Source organism: Iodobacter violaceini, assembly GCF_011601265.1.
GTDB lineage: Bacteria > Pseudomonadota > Gammaproteobacteria > Burkholderiales > Chitinibacteraceae > Iodobacter > Iodobacter violaceini.
The window spans coordinates 84,882-104,480 of the sequence record NZ_JAAOLX010000011.1 but is presented as its reverse complement, the minus strand read 5'-3'; the positions used below and the strand labels follow the sequence as shown (position 1 = coordinate 104,480).

Annotated in this window: 15 protein-coding genes; 11 read left to right on the top strand and 4 right to left on the bottom strand. The window is 49.2% G+C overall.

The window, feature by feature from the left end; translation table 11 throughout:
- Positions 1–131 precede the first annotated feature (131 nt).
- Positions 132–983, bottom strand: coding sequence for a FecR domain-containing protein (locus HA050_RS18370; RefSeq protein ID WP_166829422.1), 852 nt, complete (start codon positions 981–983; stop codon positions 132–134).
- Positions 984–1,064: 81 nt separating this feature from the next.
- Here HA050_RS18370 and leuS point away from each other — a divergent pair, with 81 nt between their 5' ends.
- The 6 genes from leuS (at position 1,065) to HA050_RS18340 (ending at position 10,211) form a co-directional block, all read left to right on the top strand.
- Positions 1,065–3,674 carry a leucine--tRNA ligase gene (gene leuS, locus HA050_RS18365; protein ID WP_166829419.1) on the top strand — a complete coding sequence of 870 codons (2,610 nt, stop codon included), beginning with the start codon at positions 1,065–1,067 and terminating at the stop codon, positions 3,672–3,674.
- A gap of 21 nt (positions 3,675–3,695) precedes the next feature.
- The gene (locus tag HA050_RS18360; RefSeq protein WP_166829416.1) at positions 3,696–4,265 is read left to right on the top strand and encodes an LPS-assembly lipoprotein LptE; all 570 of its coding nucleotides are present in this window, start codon (positions 3,696–3,698) and stop codon (positions 4,263–4,265) included.
- A gap of 33 nt (positions 4,266–4,298) precedes the next feature.
- The gene (gene holA, locus HA050_RS18355) at positions 4,299–5,300 is read left to right on the top strand and encodes a DNA polymerase III subunit delta (protein WP_166829413.1); all 1,002 of its coding nucleotides are present in this window, start codon (positions 4,299–4,301) and stop codon (positions 5,298–5,300) included.
- 182 nt (positions 5,301–5,482) lie between these two features.
- Positions 5,483–6,937: a ribonuclease G gene (gene rng, locus HA050_RS18350; RefSeq protein WP_099399062.1), complete on the top strand. Its 1,455-nt coding sequence runs from the start codon at positions 5,483–5,485 to the stop codon at positions 6,935–6,937.
- Entirely contained in the window at positions 6,934–8,532 is a 1,599-nt protein-coding gene (locus tag HA050_RS18345; protein ID WP_308418917.1) for a DUF6311 domain-containing protein, read from the top strand. The genes rng and HA050_RS18345 overlap by 4 nt, the downstream gene beginning before the upstream one ends.
- A 164-nt stretch (positions 8,533–8,696) precedes the next feature.
- Positions 8,697–10,211 (top strand): hypothetical protein, encoded by a 1,515-nt coding sequence (locus tag HA050_RS18340; protein WP_166829407.1) that lies wholly within the window; start codon positions 8,697–8,699, stop codon positions 10,209–10,211.
- A 63-nt stretch (positions 10,212–10,274) separates the two neighbouring features.
- Here the strand turns inward: HA050_RS18340 and HA050_RS18335 are convergent, their stop codons facing one another.
- Entirely contained in the window at positions 10,275–10,640 is a 366-nt protein-coding gene (locus HA050_RS18335; RefSeq protein WP_166829404.1) for a GtrA family protein, read from the bottom strand.
- Positions 10,641–10,697: 57 nt separating this feature from the next.
- Positions 10,698–11,672 (bottom strand): glycosyltransferase family 2 protein, encoded by a 975-nt coding sequence (locus HA050_RS18330; protein WP_166829401.1) that lies wholly within the window; start codon positions 11,670–11,672, stop codon positions 10,698–10,700.
- Positions 11,673–12,037: 365 nt separating this feature from the next.
- Between HA050_RS18330 and HA050_RS18325 the strand changes: the two genes are divergently transcribed.
- The 5 genes from HA050_RS18325 (at position 12,038) to HA050_RS18305 (ending at position 18,800) form a co-directional block, all read left to right on the top strand.
- Positions 12,038–12,646 (top strand): hypothetical protein, encoded by a 609-nt coding sequence (locus tag HA050_RS18325; RefSeq protein WP_166829398.1) that lies wholly within the window; start codon positions 12,038–12,040, stop codon positions 12,644–12,646.
- 21 nt (positions 12,647–12,667) lie between these two features.
- A complete protein-coding gene (locus tag HA050_RS18320; protein WP_166829395.1) occupies positions 12,668–14,383 on the top strand; it encodes a type I secretion system permease/ATPase in 1,716 nt (571 codons plus the stop codon).
- 93 nt (positions 14,384–14,476) lie between these two features.
- Complete coding sequence (locus HA050_RS18315) at positions 14,477–15,820, top strand: HlyD family type I secretion periplasmic adaptor subunit (RefSeq protein ID WP_166829392.1); 1,344 nt, start codon at positions 14,477–14,479, stop codon at positions 15,818–15,820.
- 10 nt (positions 15,821–15,830) lie between these two features.
- Positions 15,831–17,159, top strand: coding sequence for a TolC family outer membrane protein (locus HA050_RS18310; RefSeq protein WP_166829389.1), 1,329 nt, complete (start codon positions 15,831–15,833; stop codon positions 17,157–17,159).
- A 114-nt stretch (positions 17,160–17,273) separates the two neighbouring features.
- Complete coding sequence (locus tag HA050_RS18305) at positions 17,274–18,800, top strand: class I SAM-dependent methyltransferase (protein ID WP_166829386.1); 1,527 nt, start codon at positions 17,274–17,276, stop codon at positions 18,798–18,800.
- Positions 18,801–18,987: 187 nt separating this feature from the next.
- On the opposite strand, the gene HA050_RS18300 is transcribed toward HA050_RS18305, so the two are convergent.
- Complete coding sequence (locus tag HA050_RS18300) at positions 18,988–19,575, bottom strand: glycoside hydrolase family 19 protein (RefSeq protein ID WP_166829384.1); 588 nt, start codon at positions 19,573–19,575, stop codon at positions 18,988–18,990.
- Positions 19,576–19,599 lie beyond the last annotated feature (24 nt).

Here is a 19,599-nt window from a genome sequence, read left to right as displayed (position 1 = left end):
TCAATCTAGTGCATTGCGGCTGTAGCTCTAAGAAAAAAACAAATATTTTTTACAAAATTAGTAATTAATTAATTGCTTCAATGTATTTTACATATAAAACACACGAAACAATTGTAAATTGTTAATGTAAGCTAATGGCTAATTTCTGCCAGCGGAGTAGTAAACTGTGCGTGCACTTTACTCACCACGGCCCTGGCATCTGCTTCTGAAGTGAGGCCCGCCAGCACCACCCGATAGCGTCGGGCCTGGCTGCGAATTTTTACCGGATACCCCGCCTGCTGCAAGCTGTCATAAAGCACCAAAGCCTCGTCAGCACTGGCGTAATTGGCCCAGGTAATACGCCATGGTCCTTTTTTTATAAGCGCACCGGCATGGCCTTCTATTTCGGTTTCTGCCGCCCATTTTTTAAGTTTTTCAGGCTCTACTTTCCCAACGGGCAGAGGCTCCTGATCATGCGGGGCAATATAAAAACTTAAAGGCTCGTTCAGCTCCACCTGCGGCCTGCCTTCTGCTGCCACAGATATTTTGCCTTCCAGCAGGCACACCACGTCTTTATCACTATCGGCCTTGCCCCATAAATCGGTACCGCGTATCCCCGCTGTTACGGCTGCCACAGTGACTTTCACCTCACGCTGGCTGTTTTTATTCAGTGCATTGGTCGTAAAGCGAAAAGCGCCGGTCACCATTTTTAGCGCAGCCTTAAAAACACTCCCATCTTTACCATTGGCTTCATTAAGCTGATCAAGGGATAAATGTGCATTCTCGCCCAGCTTCACCCGGCTGCCTTCGGGCAGCTGCAAGTAAACCCTTGCCCCTGGCCCGGTTGTGATCCGGTCTCCTGGTAAAAGCTGCAGCTGGGGTGAGAGTGGTTTTTTTATCCCGCTGCGCTCCACCCATGCAGGCAGCTGTACGGATTCCACAATGGCAGGCCCGGCATGGGCTAGAGAGGCGAGTAATAAACCCATTAAAAGCGCTAAACGCATATCAGCTTCCTTCTGAAACCCGAAATCCAAACATTCGGGATATAATCATCGGCTTTGTGTAAGTACAACGGGATTTCCGGCATGATCGAGCTCTATACACCGTCTGACATCGAGGCTGCGGCCCAGCAGCATTGGGAAAAAAATCAGGTTTTTGCGGCCATCGAAAAGGCCGGTCAGCCTAAATACTATTGCCTGTCTATGTTCCCTTACCCAAGTGGCAAGCTCCACATGGGCCATGTGCGTAACTACACCATAGGCGATGTACTCTCACGCTTCCACGCTTTGAATGGTTTTAATGTGATGCAGCCTATGGGCTGGGACGCATTTGGCCTGCCCGCTGAAAACGCAGCCATGAAAAACAGCGTAGCGCCTGCAGAGTGGACTTATTCCAATATCGAATATATGAAAACCCAGCTCAAATCTTTGGGCCTGGCCGTAGATTGGAATCGTGAAATTGCCACCTGCAAGCCAGATTACTATCGCTGGGAGCAGTGGCTGTTTACCCGCCTGTTTGAAAAAGGCGTGATTTATAAAAAGAGCGGCACAGTAAACTGGGATCCGGTTGATCAGACCGTGCTGGCAAACGAGCAAGTGGTGGATGGGCGCGGCTGGCGCTCTGGCGCGGTAGTAGAAAAGCGCGAAATCCCAATGTATTACTTCAAGATCACCGATTACGCCGAGCAATTGCTGCAAGATCTGGATCAGCTGGATGGCTGGCCGGAGCAGGTAAAAACCATGCAGCGCAACTGGATTGGCAAATCGCGCGGTATGGATGTGACCTTTCCGCTGGCAGAGGCTGCGGATGGCATCGAATCACTCACCGTTTACACCACCCGCCCCGATACCCTGATGGGTGCAACTTATGTGGCCGTTGCTGCCGAGCATCCGCTGGCCACTTCAGCAGCCGTGGGCAATGCTGACTTGCAAGCCTTTATTGCCGAATGCAAAAGCGGCTCTGTGGCCGAAGCCGATATGGCAACCATGGAAAAGAAAGGCATGGATTCCGGCCATAAAGTACGCCATCCGCTGACAGGCGATTTACTGCCGGTGTGGGTAGCCAACTATGTGCTGATGAACTACGGCACCGGCGCGGTCATGGCCGTGCCTGCGCACGATGAGCGCGATTTCGCCTTTGCGCATAAATACAATCTGCCACTGAAAGCCGTTATCGAAACCTCTGCTGGCCGTGATGTGGCCGAGCCATGGCAGGATGCCTATGGCGAGCACGGTATCTTGTTTAATTCCGGCGAGTTTGATGGCCTGAATTTTGAACAAGCCTATGACGCCATGGCCGCTAAATTGTCTGCACAGAATGCAGGCGCGCCAAAAACTCAGTACCGCCTGCGCGACTGGGGTATCAGCCGTCAGCGCTACTGGGGCTGCCCAATCCCTATTATCCATTGCGATGCCTGCGGTGATGTCCCCGTACCAGAGCAAGATTTGCCAGTTGTACTGCCAGAAAATGTGATTCCGGATGGTGCCGGCTCGCCTTTGGCCCGTATGCCAGAGTTTTACGAAACAACATGTCCTAAGTGCGGCGCAGCAGCTAAGCGCGAAACCGACACCATGGATACCTTTGTTGAATCTTCATGGTATTACGCCCGCTACGCCTCGCCAAAATGCGAAACTGGCCTGGTAGACAAAGCGGCGTCCGATCATTGGTTGCCGGTTGATCAGTATATCGGCGGGATTGAGCACGCCATTCTGCATCTTTTATATGCGCGCTTCTTCCACAAGCTGATGCGTGATGAAGGCCTGGTTTCTGGCGACGAGCCATTTAAAAAACTGCTCACCCAAGGCATGGTGGTGTGCGAGACGTTCTACCGCGATATGGATAACGGCGGCAAAGACTGGATTAACTTTGCCGATGTAGAAATCGAGCGCGATGCCAAGGGAAAAATGATTTCGGCCACCAGCAAGGCAGATGGCCTGCCGGTGATGGTAGCGGGCGTTGAAAAAATGTCCAAATCCAAAAACAACGGTGTTGATCCGCAAGAGCTGATCGAGCTGTACGGCGCAGATACCGCCCGCCTGTTTATGATGTTTGCCTCGCCACCAGAGCAATCTCTGGAATGGTCTGATGCGGGTGCTGAAGGCGCGCACCGCTTCCTGAAACGCTTCTGGAAGCTGTCGTTTGATCATGTCAGCTCTGGCGTGGTGGCTAAATATACAGCGGGTGAAATCAGCAAGGAGCAAAAAGCACTGCGCTTTGCCCTGCACACCGCCATTGCTAAAATCAGCGATGACTACAGCCGCCGTCAGCAGTTTAATACCGTGATTGCAGCCGTAATGGAGCTGCTAAATACTTACTCCGGCATGCTGAATAAAGGCCAGCTGGCAGATGATGCAGGCAAGGCAATCGCTCAGGAAGTGCTGGAAGCTGCGGCTATTCTGCTTGCCCCTATCGTGCCGCATATTTGCGAAGCAATCTGGGCGGCCCTGGTGCCACAAACCAGCTTGCTGAACCAAAGCTGGCCGGTAGTGGATGCAACGGCGCTGGTGCAGGACGAAATTGAAATGATGATTCAGGTCAACGGTAAACTGCGTGGCAGCATTCGCGTTGCCAAAGACACGCCAAAAGAGCAAATTGAAGCGCTGGCGCTGAGCCATGAGCATGTGCAGAAGTTTATCGAAGGCACGCCGAAAAAAATCATCGTTGTACCTGGCCGTTTAGTCAGTATTGTGGTTTAAAAGGCCACAGCGGCATGGCCGTTGCAACCTGCAGGCAATACGCGGGTTTCAGCGGCCATGACCGGCTATTTATCCAACCCGCAGCTAACCATGGGCAAATCTATGCTTAAAGCCTTTATCTCTTTGCTTCTGCTTGGCCTGCTGACAGGCTGCGGCTTTCATTTGCGCGGCACCGGGCCGGGTACGTTTCCGTACACCACAGCCCATGTGATCGGCGAAAGCGCAGTTGCCCAGCAGCTGAAGCAAAGCTTATCCACACTGCCAAGCGTTACGCTCAATGCGCTTAAGCCCGCTGTTGTAATTAATATTATGAGTGATAGCACCGAGCAAAAAGTGCTTACAGTTAATAATGCAGGCCGGGTTAGCGAATACCGTTTGTTTTATCGCGTTACTTACAGCGTACAGGCCGGTGAGCAGCAACTGATTGAAAATGGCAAATTGCAGCTCAACCGCGATTACAGCTACGACGAAAACAACAGCCTGGGTAAAGACGCTGAAGCAGGGCTTCTGATAGCCGATATGCAGCAAGACGCAGCCCAGCAAATTTTGCGCCGCATCAGCGCACTGGCCAAATTGAAAGATGCGCAGTAAATCATCCACATCCCATCAGCGTAAGGATTAACCATGCGCCCTGATGATCTGCCCCGCCACCTGAGCAAAGGCCTTGCCGCGCTTTACACCCTGCATGGCGACGAAACCCTGCTGGTGCTCGAAGCCGCGCAGCAAGTCAGAGATGCAGCAAGAGCTGCTGGCTATGCAGAGCGTGAAGTGCTCACCGCAGAGCCCGGCTTTGCATGGTCTGAGCTGGAAATGCAGGGCAATTCTTTTTCGCTCTTTTCAGATAAAAAACTAATCGAGCTGCGCATCACCACCGGCAAGCCCGGCATTGATGGCGGCAAGGCCATTGAAGCCTATTGCCAGCGCCTGCCGCCCGACACCATCACCTTAGTCACCTGCCCGCGCCTTGATAAAACCGGCCAGAACAGCAAGTGGTTTCAGGCTCTGGCGGCCAAAGGCGAAGTGCTTGAAGCCAAAAATATCGAACACCGCCAATTGCCCGAATGGATAGCCGGGCGGCTGGCACGCCAGCAGCAAAAACTCGCCCCGGAAGCACTGCAATTTTTAGCCGACCGGGTTGAGGGCAATTTGCTCGCCGCCTTTCAGGAAATCCAAAAACTGGCCCTGCTGCACCCTGAGGGTGAAATCAGCGTCAGCGATTTACAAGCCAGCGTTGCGAATGTGGCGCGCTACGATGTATTTCAGCTGGGCACAGCCTTACTCACAGGGGACGCCACCCGCTTTGCCCGTATGCTGGCAGGCCTGCGGGCCGAAGGGGAAGCACCACATTTAGTGCTTTGGTCGCTGGCTGAAGAAATCCGCACCCTGTACCGGCTGGGCCTTGGCAAACAACGCGGCACGCCCACCGCACAATTATTTAAAGAATTACGTATCTGGGGCGAAAAACAAAAGCTGGCAGAGCCTGCCCTGGCCCGCGTCAAAGCCGCCCAGCTAAAAACCGCCCTCGCCCACGCCGCCCTCATCGATCAGATGAATAAAGGCATAGGCAAAGGCGAAGTGTGGGACGAGTTGATGATGATGTGCTTGCCGCTGTTAAGGAAGAAATAATATGGTAAGGGTGAGGAAAACCTGCTCCTATCAGCTTAAAGTAAATTCGCAGGTTGGGTTAGCAGCTTTATCGTGTAACCCAAGCTACGTGAGCAGCACTCCGGCGAGTTTCACCCGCCCTGAATTTGAACAAACGCCACCAAGACAGACCCATCCAAATATAAAAAAACAGGGCCCTTCCAATGAAAGAACAAATCCTCGTCAACATCACCCCACAAGAAACCCGCGTGGCCACCGTTGAAGATGGTGTGGTTCAGGATATTCATATAGAACGATCAGCCCACCGCGGCCTGGTTGGCAATATTTATTTGGGCGTGGTGAAACGCGTCTTACCCGGCATGCAAAGCGCCTTTATTGAAATTGGCCTGGAGCGTGCCGCTTTTTTGCATATTGCCGATGTGATCGAGCAACGCCAGCATCCTAACGAAGTGCAAAGGATCGAGCGCATCGTGCACGAAGGCCAGCCGGTGCTGGTGCAAGTTGCCAAAGACCCTATCGGCAGCAAAGGCGCACGGCTCTCCACCCAGATCAGCATTGCAGGGCGCTTTTTAGTTTTTTTACCGCAAGAAAAACATATCGGCATCAGCCAGCGTATTGATAAAGATGTTGAACGCAGCCAGCTGAAAAAACGCCTTGAATTACTGCTGGCCGAATCAAAGCATCAGGGTTATATCATCCGCACCTCGGCCGAGCACGCCACCGATGAAGAGCTGACCGCCGATATTCAGTATCTGGATAAAATCTGGGCCGATATCCAGCAAAAATCAGTCACCCTGCCCGCCAGATCACTGTTATTTCAAGATTTATCTCTGCAATTGCGTGTGCTGCGCGATATGGTCAACAGCGAAACCGAAGAAGTGCTGGTTGATTCGCGCGAAAACTTTGCCAAAATGAGCGAATTTGCCGGGGCTTTTGTCTCTGATGTTTTGCCTCGGGTTAAGCATTACGCTGGCGAGCGGCCCCTGTTTGAATTGTTTGCGGTAGAGGCAGAAATCGAACACGCCATGGTGCGGCGGGTTGATCTTAAATTTGGCGGCTACCTGATTATCGATCAAACCGAAGCCATGACCACGGTGGATGTGAATACCGGCGGCTTTGTGGGCACCCGCTCCTTTGATGACACCATTTTCAAAACCAATCTGGAAGCCACTCAGGTCATTGCCCGCCAGCTGCGCCTGCGCAATTTAGGCGGCATTATCATTGTTGATTTTATCGATATGGATAATGAAGAGCACAAATCAGCCGTGATGGAAGAGCTGAAAAAAGCCATGAGCCGCGACCGTACCAAGGTTACTGTCAGCCCATTTACCAGCCTTGGCCTTGTAGAAATCACCCGTAAACGCACACGCGAATCGCTGGCCCATGTGCTCTGCCAGACCTGCCCAACCTGCCAGGGGCGTGGTGAAATCAAAACAGCGCAAACCATTTGCTATGAAATTCTGCGTGAAATCCTGCGCGAAGCCCGCCAGTTCAACGCCAAAGAATACCGAATTCTTGCCTCGCAAAGCGTGATTGATATGTTTCTGGATGAAGAATCCGCCAATCTTGCCCAACTGGCCGACTTTATTCAAAAGCCGATTTATTTGCAGGTAGAAAACGCCTATTCCCAGGAAATATTTGACGTGGTTTTGGTGTGAGCAAAACCCAGGCCAATTGGGGCTGGATCATTCCCGCATTGATCGGGGCCGCTATGTTTTTTATTCTTTTTGGAAAAAACATTCTGGCCCCGGCCAATACTGAATGGTTATTACAGGGAGATCCTGCACAAAGCTATCTTGGATGGCTTTTTTTTCGCCAGGATAATACCTGGCACTGGCCTTTGGGCTTAAATCCACAATACGGCGGGGTGATTTCCAGCTCTGTTGTATTTACCGATTCAATTCCGCTATTTGCTCTTTTTTTTAAATTATTCTCCCCGCTGCTCAGCGAACATTTCCAATACCACGGGATATGGATACTGCTCTGCTTTATTTTGCAGGGCGCACTCGCATGGCAATGCGCCAAATACACCACCCAATCATTTTATTACTGCCTTGCCAGCAGTCTTTTACTGCTGGCAAGTGCCCCCATGATGGCAAGAATAGGCGGGGTTGGTCACTTTGCCCTGTCTGCCCACTGGTTAATTCTGGGTGGATTCTGGGCTTATCTCAGTAAACAAAACAAGCTCTGGTATCTCTTTCTGGGGCTGGCAGCACTCATTCACGCCTATTTACTGGCCATGCTGCTACCCCTATGGCTGGCTTCTTTATGGGCCAATCCCCGGCTCAGATATCAATCGCTGATATTTATACCAATTTATATTTATGCGCTTTTATACAGCAGCGGCTATTTTTGTATCGCTGGCGGGCTGTCTGGCGCAGGGCAAATATACTATAGCGCCAATTTGCTTTCTGTCATTGATTCAAAAAACTGGGGCTTATTACACAAGCTGCCCTCCGCCTGGCCAGAGCAAAATGATGCAATGAATTATATGGGCACAGGTGCACTGTTTATCTATATCAATCTTATTTTAAACAGCCTTGCCAGATTAATAAAACCCACACAGAATCAGTCCGATTCAGCCGATATTCAATGGTGGCCGCTCGCAACAGCCTGCAGCCTGCTGGCCCTCTATGCCCTCAGCCCGCTGATTACCCTGGGCTCTTATCATTTAATTGAAATAAAATTGCCTGCAGCAATATCCGCTCTAACCGGGGTTTTCAGAGCGGTTGGCCGCTTTACCTGGCCCCTGAGTTATTTACTGATTCTGCTCAGCACCGTATTGCTATTAAAAAGATTTAAACCGCGGCAGAGCGCCTTTATCTTAAGCCTCGCCTTAATATTACAATTTGCGGATATCTATTGCACCATTGCCACACTAAAACAGGAAGGCATTCCCTCTGGCCTGAGCCGCCCCTCGCCATTAAAATCGCCATTCTGGCAGCAGCCTCCACAAGGTATCAATGCACTTAAAATTTACCCGCTGCAACATGCAGACCCGGATTATATTCATCTGGCCAATTGGGCTGCGCAACATAAAATGAGCATTAACACCGCTTATTTTGCCCGTCATGACGCATCCAGAATACAGCCTGAAAATAAAACTGTATTAAAGGCGCTAAAAGACGGCAGCATAGATAATAAAACATTGTTTATTATAAAAGACAATGCTTTAATTGAATCACTAAACAATAAAAAATATTTAATACAGCAAGAAGATCATTTTACCCTGCTCAGAAAAAAACCTGAATAAAACCCTGTGTGATCCGCGTTCAATAAAAGTACGGCTTTCTAATTTTCGCGGTTAAAATATTCCGGATTTTTCAGGCGGCACATCTTTAAACAGAAAACCTTTTATATAGTAAATACCTGCTTCAGATATGCTTATTGCTGGTGTATATCAGCTGAGGGTCTTTCATGAAACAATGGTTTATTGTACCCGGGCAATTACTCGCCGTAATCGGCCTGTGGGTTGTGGCTTATTTATTGCTTTATGGCCAGATACAAAAACAAGTTGATACACACGAAGGAATACCCTATCCCACATTCAGCTGGGCGGCCCCGCAGCTTTTATTCAAGCAGTCGCAATCAATCCAGTCACTCAGTCTGCAAGGCTATATTCCCGGCGCGCAAACATTAAGCATTTTATGCAATCAGCAGCCACTACAATCCCAGCTATTCAGGCAGGGCTATTTCACACTCAGCCATCGTTTTAACAATAGCTGCCCGGATGGCCAATTATCCATTCAATCCAGCTACTCACAAATTCCTGCCAATAAAACCGGCTCGCAGGACCACCGCGTACTTTCCTACCAATTAGGGTTGGCGCAAATTAATGGCAAAGATATTTCATTAGCCACATTAATTAAAACAAGCAGCGGGCTGTATGGGCTGGAAGAAAACTTCAGCCGGATCAGCACCACAGAAATATTAAGCCGCAGCCACGATGCTGGCTGGTATCACAAAATAGCCAGTAAAGATTATGCTTTTAATGGCGACAGAACCATCCAGCAAACCGTAGCATGGCCTTTTCTTTATCCCTATTCTGTTAAAGCCCTTCATGCCATCAGCGGGCTGGATATTGATAAAAGCATGCTGCGCTTTAATCTGATCTGCTCGTTGCTGGCAATGCTCAGCTTGTTTTATCTTGGCAAGCTATTAAAACTAAATACCTGCAGCGCCTTATTAGCCCCTGCATGGTTTGCATTTAACCCTTTTTCTTTCTTTGTTTTTGGCGGGTTTTCCGAATCGCTGTTTATGCTGCTCTTTTCTGCCGCATTAATTTTAGCCATTAAAGAAAAATGGATCAGCGCGGCCCTCATGATCAGCGCCATGACGGCATCCCGATTTATAGGGGGAATTGCTATCCTTTTACTAATGCTCTATTGGCTTTCAATCAATTATCAAAGCCAGGGCATCAAAAAAAGCAGCATCATGATCATTAAAATGGGGCTGATTTCAACGCTGGGTATTTTGCTGGATATGGCAGTAAAAGCCCATGCCACAGGCGAACCTTTAGCGGCCTTTCTGGTTCGCTCAGCATGGAAAATATCGCCTTTGCAATTAGCCACACGTATCTTTGATTTAAGGCTTATTCAATCTGCGGAGTATTTACCCGTTCTGCTGTTAGCGCTGGGGCTAATGATCTGTGCCATTTATATTTGTATATTGTGTATAAAAACACATCAACATAAAGCAGCACTGATTGCAGGCAGCGGCGCATTAATACTAGGCACCACGCTTTTAATGAACCCGGAAATCCACTCAGTCGGGCGCTATTCACTTTCACTTGCGCCATGCATTATTGGCATACTGAGTTATGATCGCTTAAAGCAGCAATCCACGGCACTTATTGCTTTAAGCTGCACAATCGGTGCGGCATTTTCCGGCCTGATTATCAGCAATATCTATTCAGGCCTCGCCCCGTTTTAACTTAGGCCCTGTTGACGTTTCATTCACAATTGCGCTAAGCAAGTAAACGTCAGCACCCCCTTATTACAACTGTTTATTTTTTTGAAATACCCAGATACGGCTGCCAAAATAACTCAGCAGGGGCACCAGCAGCAGGGAAAAAAACAAGGCCATCGCTTCATTAAACAAAGCTATTTTTAATAAAAAAGTCAGCAAAATATTATTCGCCAGAAACCCCATACTTGCGAGCAAAAAAGACTTTGCCAGTGTGCTGGGGTGCCAGGAAGTCATCGCAAAAGTCCAATAATTATGCCCAATATATGACAAAACAAAAGCGCCCAAAAAAGCACACAAATTTGCCAGATAGACATTCACTCCCGCGTAAAGCAGTATAAAAGCAATCAATAAATGCAGGCCGGTGGCCGCCAGGCCAACAATTCCAAATTTCATTAATTGCTTAATACTTTGCAGCCATCTTTTAAAAAACATATTCATTATTTATCTTAATTAAGAAGATGCGGCATCAAATGCCCTGGGGTGATTGATATATTCACCCTTTAAGCGGGGAAGATAGAGCTTTCTCACAATATAGGGCGGGCGGCGCTTTGACTCGACATAGGCCCTGCCTAAATATTCGCCCATAATACCAAGGCCGATCAGCTGCAAACCAGAGAAAAACAAAAAAAGGGTAATTAAAGATGCATAGCCAGGCACATCAATCCCATAAACGATGGTGCGAACTACAATATAAAGCGCGTAGATAAACGACACCGATGCCACCATAAACCCTAAATAGCTCCAGATTCGCAGCGGCGTAATAGAAAGCGATGTAATTCCCTCTATGGCTAAATTCCAGAGTTTCCAGAGATTAAATTTACTGCTGCCAGAGTTTCTTTCGGCTCTTTTATAATTAAGCGTTGTGGTTTTAAAGCCAACCCAGGCAAAAATCCCCTTCATAAAACGCCTGCTTTCCGGCAAGGACATCACCGTATCCACCACCAATCTGTCCATTAAGCGATAATCACCGACATTATCCGGCACATTCACCTCAGACATTTTATTGATGGCCTTATAAAACCAGCGGGCGCTGAGCCGCTTTGCCACGCTATCGCTTGATCTGTCGCTGCGTCTTGCTAAAACAACCTCGTAGCCTTCTTCCCATTTACTGATCATTGGTGCAATCAGCTCCGGCGGGTCCTGCAAATCTGCATCCATAGGGATAATTGCATCGCCGCTTGCATGAGCAAGCCCGGCGGTCAGCGCGGCCTCTTTACCAAAATTACGCGATAAATCCACCACCAGCAGCTCGGGCATCAGTCTTTGCTGCTCCAGCAAAATAGCCAGTGTTTTATCCGTACTGCCATCATTCACGGCCACAATCTCCCATGGGCGGGCCAGGCTGCGCAGCGTATCCGAGATTGTTGCCAAAGTATGCAACAGCCCCTCTTCCTCATTAAAAAACGGGATCACGATTGAAATCACAAACCACCCCCTCACCCTATTGAAGAACAATCTTTTTTAAGTAAAACCAAGGATACGAGTGCTTTTTTACAGGCGGAAATACAAAACAGGCAGCAACTAGATTACTGAAAGAATAGAAGAAAGCAAGAATACCGAAAGATCGTGGCAGGTTTGTGGAGCTTTGTGGACAAACATCTATTTTCCCGCCATTGACGTGCTTCACTTAAAACTACGCTCTGGTGTGCTCAGAAACGAGGCCAGGCAAGGCCCAGGCAAAGAAAGCCGTACATTATTTGCAAATCTGCCATTCATCTTTTCCGACGAACGTAGGGAAAAACTTCATATAGGCATTTCATATAGGAGAAAAATTTCCTAGATTGATGATTATGCCCAGCACATACTCTGTCCCTATTCTTACAAATGATGCACAGCGCCTCAGATTGCAGGCACTGCAGGCAGAGTTTTGTAATGCCTGCAATTTAGTTGCGCCGATCTCGCAGCAACACCGCTGCTGGCATCGCGTTACGCTGCACCATCTGGCCTACAGAGTGCTGCGTGAACAACACCCCGGTTTAGGTGCGCAAATGGCTTGTAATGCTATTTATGCCGTATGCCGTGCCTATCGCACCCTGTATGAACATCCGCAAAGTAAATGGAAAAACCTTCCTGCCGAATCCCCCCTGCCTAATTTGCTTTTTTTGGCTTCGGCTCCGGTTTATTTCGACCGCCATACCTTAAGCATTAAAGACAATATTTTATCGATGTTTACTTTAGAAGGACGCCTGAGATTTCAGCTGCAATTACCTGCCGAAGTGATCGAACGTTTTGCTTCCCATCGCTTAAGAGAAATTGTTTTAACGCAAATTGATCTGCAGTATGTGCTGAATTTTATTTTTCTGGATATCGATGAAGAATCCCAATCCAGCACTGATGATGAATGGCCAGAGTATTTATTAACCTTAGAATCACCTCAGACTAATACAGAAAACGTGTAACCTTTTTTAAAAGGAAATAACATGAAAAAGCAAATGCAGCCCCGCTCTGAACTGGCCATTGTATTACATAGTCTTCGCCAGCATTTTTGGGCAGCAGGGTTATTCAGTTTCTTTATTAATTTGCTGATGCTGGTTCCTTCCATTTATATGCTGCAGGTGTACGACCGGGTATTAGCCAGCAGAAATGAAACCACATTAATCATGATTACCATCATTACCCTGGGTCTGTATGGAATGATGTCTTTACTGGAAATGATACGCTCCAGATTATTAGTTCGTATCAGCAGTAAATTAGATTCACAGCTTAATTCAAGGGTATTTACTGCCGCCTTTGAGCGTAATTTAAAGCAGGGCAATGGTGATGCAGGTTTAGCTCTGGCCGATTTAACCAATATCCGCCAATTTTTAACCGGCCAGGGGCTGTTTGCTTTTTTTGATGCCCCATGGGCCCCTATCTATCTGGCTGTTTTATTTATGCTGGGTGCATTGCTGGGCTGGCTGGCAGTGATCGGCGCCATTCTTTTAACTGCGCTGGCCTATTTCACTGAAATGGTCAGCAAAAAGCCCCTTGCCGAGGCCTCTACCCATGCCAATTTAGCCACGCGCTTTGCCAATAATAATTTGCGCAATGCCGAAGTGATTGAAGCCATGGGCATGTTAGACGGCTTAATGAAACGCTGGTATCGCCACCACGGTAAATTTCTGGCCCTGCAGGGGGAAGCCAGCGATAAAGCCGGGGGCATTTCTGCCGTTACCAAATTTACCCGTATCAGTTTGCAATCGCTAATTTTGGGGGCAGGTGCGCTTCTTGTGATTGAGGGCAGCACCACACCGGGCGCAATGATTGCAGGCTCTATTCTGATGGGCCGTGCACTGGCCCCGATTGAGCTGGCCATTGGCTCATGGAAGCAATTTATCGGTGTGCGCTCGGCCTATTCCCGCCTGCAAGACCTGCTGACAGCCTACCCGGCCCGCAATATCGGCATGAGCCTGCCCCGGCCCAGCGGCCAGCTGCTGGCCGATAATATTTCTGCAGCGATTCCCGGCACCCAGAATATGGTGATCAAGAATATGAATTTCGGCATGGCTGCCGGGCAAATTTTGGGCATTATCGGGCCAAGCGCCTGCGGCAAATCCACACTTGCCCGCCTGCTGGTCGGGGTGTGGCCTACGGTTATGGGTAAGGTCAGGCTGGATGGTGTGGATGTTTATACATGGAGTAAAGCCGAGCTTGGCCCCTATATTGGCTACCTGCCTCAGGATATCGAACTGTTCTCCGGCACAATCGCCGAAAACATTGCCCGCTTTGGTGAAATAGACAGCGAAAAAGTAGTGGCGGCCGCTCAGATGGCGGATGTGCACGAAATGATATTGCGCCTGCCTCAGGGCTACGACACGGCCATTGGTGAAGGCGGTGCAGGCCTGTCTGGCGGGCAGCGCCAGCGTATTGGTCTGGCCCGCGCCCTCTACGGCATGCCCAGCCTGATTGTGCTGGACGAACCCAATGCCAATCTGGATGACACCGGCGAGCGGGCTTTAGTGCAGGCCATCCTGCGGGCCAAAGAAAGCGGCGCTACCGTCGTGCTGATTACTCACCGTACCCATGTTCTGGCCGTGGTAGACCTCTTGCTGGTGATGGCAGATGGCATGCTGAAATATTACGGGCCGCGTGATCAGGTATTAGCCGCGCTGACCCCGGCAGTTGCAGCACAGCCAGAGCAGCAAACCACAGCCTGATGCCTGAACGCAGCCCGGATATCCCGCTTTATCCGGCTGCAGGCCTGAGCAAAAAATAATCACTTTATCTTTATTGATTAAAAGGGTTGAGCCATGTTGAAACTAGCCACAAAAAAATCACCCGAACCCATACTCGATGTGAATGATGCATTAACAGATACCAGGTCAGTCACCCGTCTGGGCTTATTTATTCTTTTATTTGGCTTGGGTGGCTTTTTAATTTGGGCGATATTTGCCCCATTAGATGAAGGCGTACCCACCAATGGTGTGGTCTCTGTAGAAAGTAAACGCAAAGCCATTCAACATTTACAAGGCGGAATGATTTCTAAAATACTGGTCAAAGAAGGCGCAGAAGTACAAGTCAATCAGCCTTTGGTTTTACTCGATCAAACCCAGATTAATGCGGTGTTATCCACAGTACAAAATAATTACTGGCAAACACAGGCCCTGGCAGACCGGCTTTATGCAGAGCTGAAACACGCGCCAAAAATCAGCTTTAATGAAAAGCTGCTTAAAGCCACAAATCCGCAAGCTAAAGAAATCATGAATACGCAAATGCAATTATTTGATACCCGCCGCACGGTATTAATTAATGAAGGCAATATTTTGCAGCAAAGCATTGCAGGGATTAATGAGCAAATCACCGGGCTGCGTGCATTAAAAGACGGCCGTAAACAGCAAATGAGTTTATTAGAAAAAGATATCGCCGGTTTAAGAGAGCTGGTCAATGATGGCTATGCCCCGCGCTCGCGCCTGTTTGAAATGGAGCGCTTATTTGCCCAGCTTTCTGGTGAATATGGCGAAGGGCTTGGGCGGATCGAGCAGGCCAGCCGGCAAAAAGGTGAATTAAGCTTAAAAATCCTGCAGCGCACCCAGGAATTTGATAAAGAAGCCGAAACACAATACAGCCAGATCCAGGGTGATTTAAATCGCTGGAGCAATGAAATCAAAGCGAAAGAAGAAGATCTGTCACGCTCAGTATTACGCTCCCCCGCTGCGGGCCGCGTGGTTGGGATGAATGTGCATACCGTTGGCGGCATTATCCGCCCCGGTGAAACACTGATGGAAATCGTGCCCGAAAACGATGAATTAGTGATTGAAATTCAGCTGCCTCCCCATCTGATTGATAAGGTTCATCCGGGCCTTCTGGCTGATATCCGCTTCTCATCCTTAGGCAATAAAGGCACGCCCCCCATTTTAGAAGGCGAGCTGACCAGCATCTCGGCAGACCGCATTGTAGATTCACGTGGCAATGCCTATTTCAGCGCCAAAGTAGTGGTGACTAAAAACGGGCTTGCCAAGCTGAGTAAGGAAAAACTCGCCATCCAGCCTGGCATGTCCACCGAAGTAATCATTAAAACAGGCGAGCGCAGCCTGCTTGATTACATCGTGCGCCCACTGCTTAACCGCCTTGCCTTTTCCTTCACAGAAAAATAAGGGGATCTCGATGCGAACCAGGATCTGCTTACTCTCACTGCTTATGTGCTCTGCGCTTCATGCGGCAGAATTAGCCAGCCTTTATCCCAAGGCGGTACAAAACGACAGCCGTTATGCCATCGCCAGAGCTCAGAATCTTGCGGCTCAGGAAATTGTCCCCATCGCCAGAGCAGGGCTGCTGCCCAATTTATCAATCTCGGCCCAGGGCAGCCGTGAATGGGTGAACACAGAGTTTGATGTTGAAGTGGGCAAAAACACGCAAACCATTTCAAGAGACTATTTATATAACGGCCAGACTTATGCCGCCACGCTGGTACAGCCACTCTTTAAAATGGCGGCATGGGATAATTTATCTCAGGCCGAATTCCAGCAAAAAGAAGCTAACCACGCGCTGGAGCGCAGCCAGCAAGAGCTGATTATGCGTCTGGCCCAGCAATACCTGGATGTGCAGCTTGCCTTTGATAAGCTGCAGCTCTTAAACGAGCAAAAAAAGGCGTATCAGGAGCAAAAAACTCAGGCCAGCAAATGGTTTGCGGCGGGCTATGGCACTATCACCGATGTCAATGAAGCCCAGAATCGTCTGGATTTTGTGGATGCCGACATCCTTTCGGCAGAGGCCGCACACAGCAGCAAGCTGCATGAGCTAAGCGTCACCGTGGGCGAGCCGATGAATCATCTGCCCCACCGTAAACCCAGCGCAATGCAGGCAGATTTGCATCTGCGCTATTCCCTGAACGAGTGGCTGGAGCAGGCAAAAAAATATAACCCGGTGCTGTTTGAGCGCCAGGCCTCTGTAGATGCGGCTCAGCTGGAAATCAGTAAAAGCAATGATCAGCACCTGCCTACAGTGGATTTGCGCTTACGCACCAGTTACGAAGAAAGCCCCAGCTACAGCACCGTCGATAATGTCATCAAATCCAACAGCATTATGGTTTACGCCAGCATCCCAGTTTTTTCAGGCGGTGAAATCAATGCCCGCAGCAAGCGTGCCGTTGCCCAGCACACGGCCGCCAGTGAAGATCAGCGCAATATGCTGCAGCAGGTAGAGCTTGGGCTGCGCCAGCAATACCTTGATCTCAGCTCAAACTCGGCACAAATCAAAGCCCTGCTGGAAGCCGTTCGCTCTGGCGATGTGCTGATTCAATCAACCCGCAAAGGAATTCAATCCGGCGTGCGCAGCAATGTTGATTTACTCAACGCCCAAAGCCGCTTTTTTGAAGCACAGCAAAAACATACCGCAGCGCAGTACACCTACTTAAGCGGCTATATCCGGCTGAAGTTTTATGCAGGCACTTTGCAGGAAACAGACTTAAACACCCTGGACCTGGCCTTACGCTAAAACACGCCCCCGGCCATCGCCCTTGGGCAAAAGCGGGTGCAGACCTGACCGCAGTTAATCCGCTTATTGGTTTTATTTAAATCACCCTGATTCACTCAAAAAGAGAGATAAAGCATGAGTAACTGGACGGCAGGTTATGTTGCAGATATTGCTTACACCTATGGCTATTACGCTGAGCTGAATCCTCACAGGGTGAAAATGGCGTTTTTAAGTGCCGGGCTGGCCTGCCCCGAAATAGGCACGGCGTGCGAGCTGGGCTTTGGTCAGGGCGTCAGTGCCAATTTGCATGCCGCCGCCAGCACCATTCAGTGGTACGGCACTGATTTCAACCCCTCCCAGGCGGGCTTTGCCCAGGAGCTGGCCAGGGCCTCTCATTCAGAAGCAAAGCTGTTTGATGAATCGTTTGCAGATTTTGCCGCGCGCAATGATTTACCAGAATTTGATTTCATTGGCCTGCATGGCATCTGGAGCTGGATCTCCGATGAAAACCGCAGCACGATTGTGGATTTCATTCGTAAAAAATTAAAAGTGGGCGGTGTTTTATACATCAGCTATAACACCCAGCCCGGCTGGGCCAACTTTGCGCCTATGCGGCATTTAATGACTCAGCACGCAGAAGTGGTGGGTGTTGAAGGCAATGGGATTGTCAGCCGCATCAATGGCGCACTGGATTTCACTGAAAAACTGCTGGCTACCGAGCCGCTCTATGCCAGAGCCAACCCGCATGTGCACGAGCGGGTTAAAAAACTAAAAGAGCAAAACCGCCATTATTTAGCGCATGAATACTTTAACCGCGACTGGCTGCCCATGCATTTTTCCACCATGGCCGAATGGCTGGAGCCAGCCAAGCTGAGCTTTGCCTGCTCCGCTCATTATTTAGACCAGATTGATTCCATTAATTTAAGCAATGAGCAGCAACAATTTTTAGAAGACATCCCCGATGCCATGTTCCGCGAAACAGTGCGCGATTTTATGGTAAACCAGCAGTTCCGCCGTGATTACTGGGTACGTGGCCCGCGCAAGCTGGGCAATATCAAGCAAACAGAATTACTGCGTCAGCAGCGGATTATCCTGATCCAACACCGGCCCGATGTGTCGCTTACCGCCACAGGCAGCCTGGGTGAAGCCAATATGCAAGAGGCCGTTTATGCCCCTATTTTAGATACGCTGGCAGATCATCAGATCATGACACTGGGGCACATTGAGCAAATCACAGGCCAAAGCTTTGTGAAAATCTTGCAAGCCATCTATGTATTAATCGGCAGCGGCAGTCTGGTAACGGTTCAGAATGACGATGAAATTGCCAAAGCCAAACCCCGGTGCGAACAGCTGAATCTGCACCTTTGCAAACAAGCGCGGGCCAGCAACGAAGTAGGCTACCTGGCCAGCCCGGTACTGGGCGGCGGCGTGCCTGTTGGCCGCTTTCAGCAAATCTTTTTACTGGCCAGACAAGAGGGCATGCATCAGGCCGAAGAATGGGCCCAATATGCCTGGCAGATATTAGTGCGGCAGGAGCAAAGATTATTACTGGAAGGTAAAACCATCGACTCAGAAGAGGGCAATCTCAGCCAGCTCAGAAAATGGGCTCATACCTTTGCAGATAAGGAATTAAAAATCCTTAAAGCACTGGGCGTTGCCTGATGACTTCAGGCGGCACTTCTGCTCTGTCGCTTTCCCCTTGGTAAAAGGGGGATTGAGGGGGGTTTGCCTTTGGTTTTTTGCTTATTTAAGCTCAGCGTCAAAGCAAATCCCCCCTGGCCACCCTTTTTCAAAGCGGGGAATAAGTGTACTGCTTCTTATTTTTTTAAAATATAAAAGAATCAAATACTTAACTCAGCAACACCTGCCGCGCCTTCAGGTAATACGCTTTGCGCTGCTTCATCCCTGTGTATCCGCCATTAATGCTGATACTGATAAATTCAACCGGGGACAAATCCAATACTTCGCCATGATATTTTTTCTTTAAAACATCCTGGTCATCATGATTAGCCGCATCATTTAAATGCCGGCCAGCCCAGTATTCGCATGCACTCCAGACTGCATATTCGGCTTGCTCCAGCATTTCCGGGTGATTTATAAACAGATCCCGGCGGCCTTTTTTAATGCCTAATTGCAAATAATTAGCGCGGCCTGTGGTTTGAAAGATGCCGCGCCCTTTATATTTAACACCATCCCCCGCTTTGCAATTACCCAAATCTGCCCTGCCTTCATAAGCCGCCCCGCTTGCGTATTCTTGCAGCGTTTTAAAGTGATCGCTCTCAACGCAGGCTTGCGCTAAAAAATGGGCATATTCCTGAGCGCAGTCAATTTCATACTGCGGGCACAGCTTATTGATCCATTCAAGTAAGCCAGGCATCAGCGGCGTGGTCTTGCCTGCAATGGCGCTTAAATGTGCGGCAGTAATCAACAGGCCCATGATTCTCTCCTTTAAAAAGGGTAA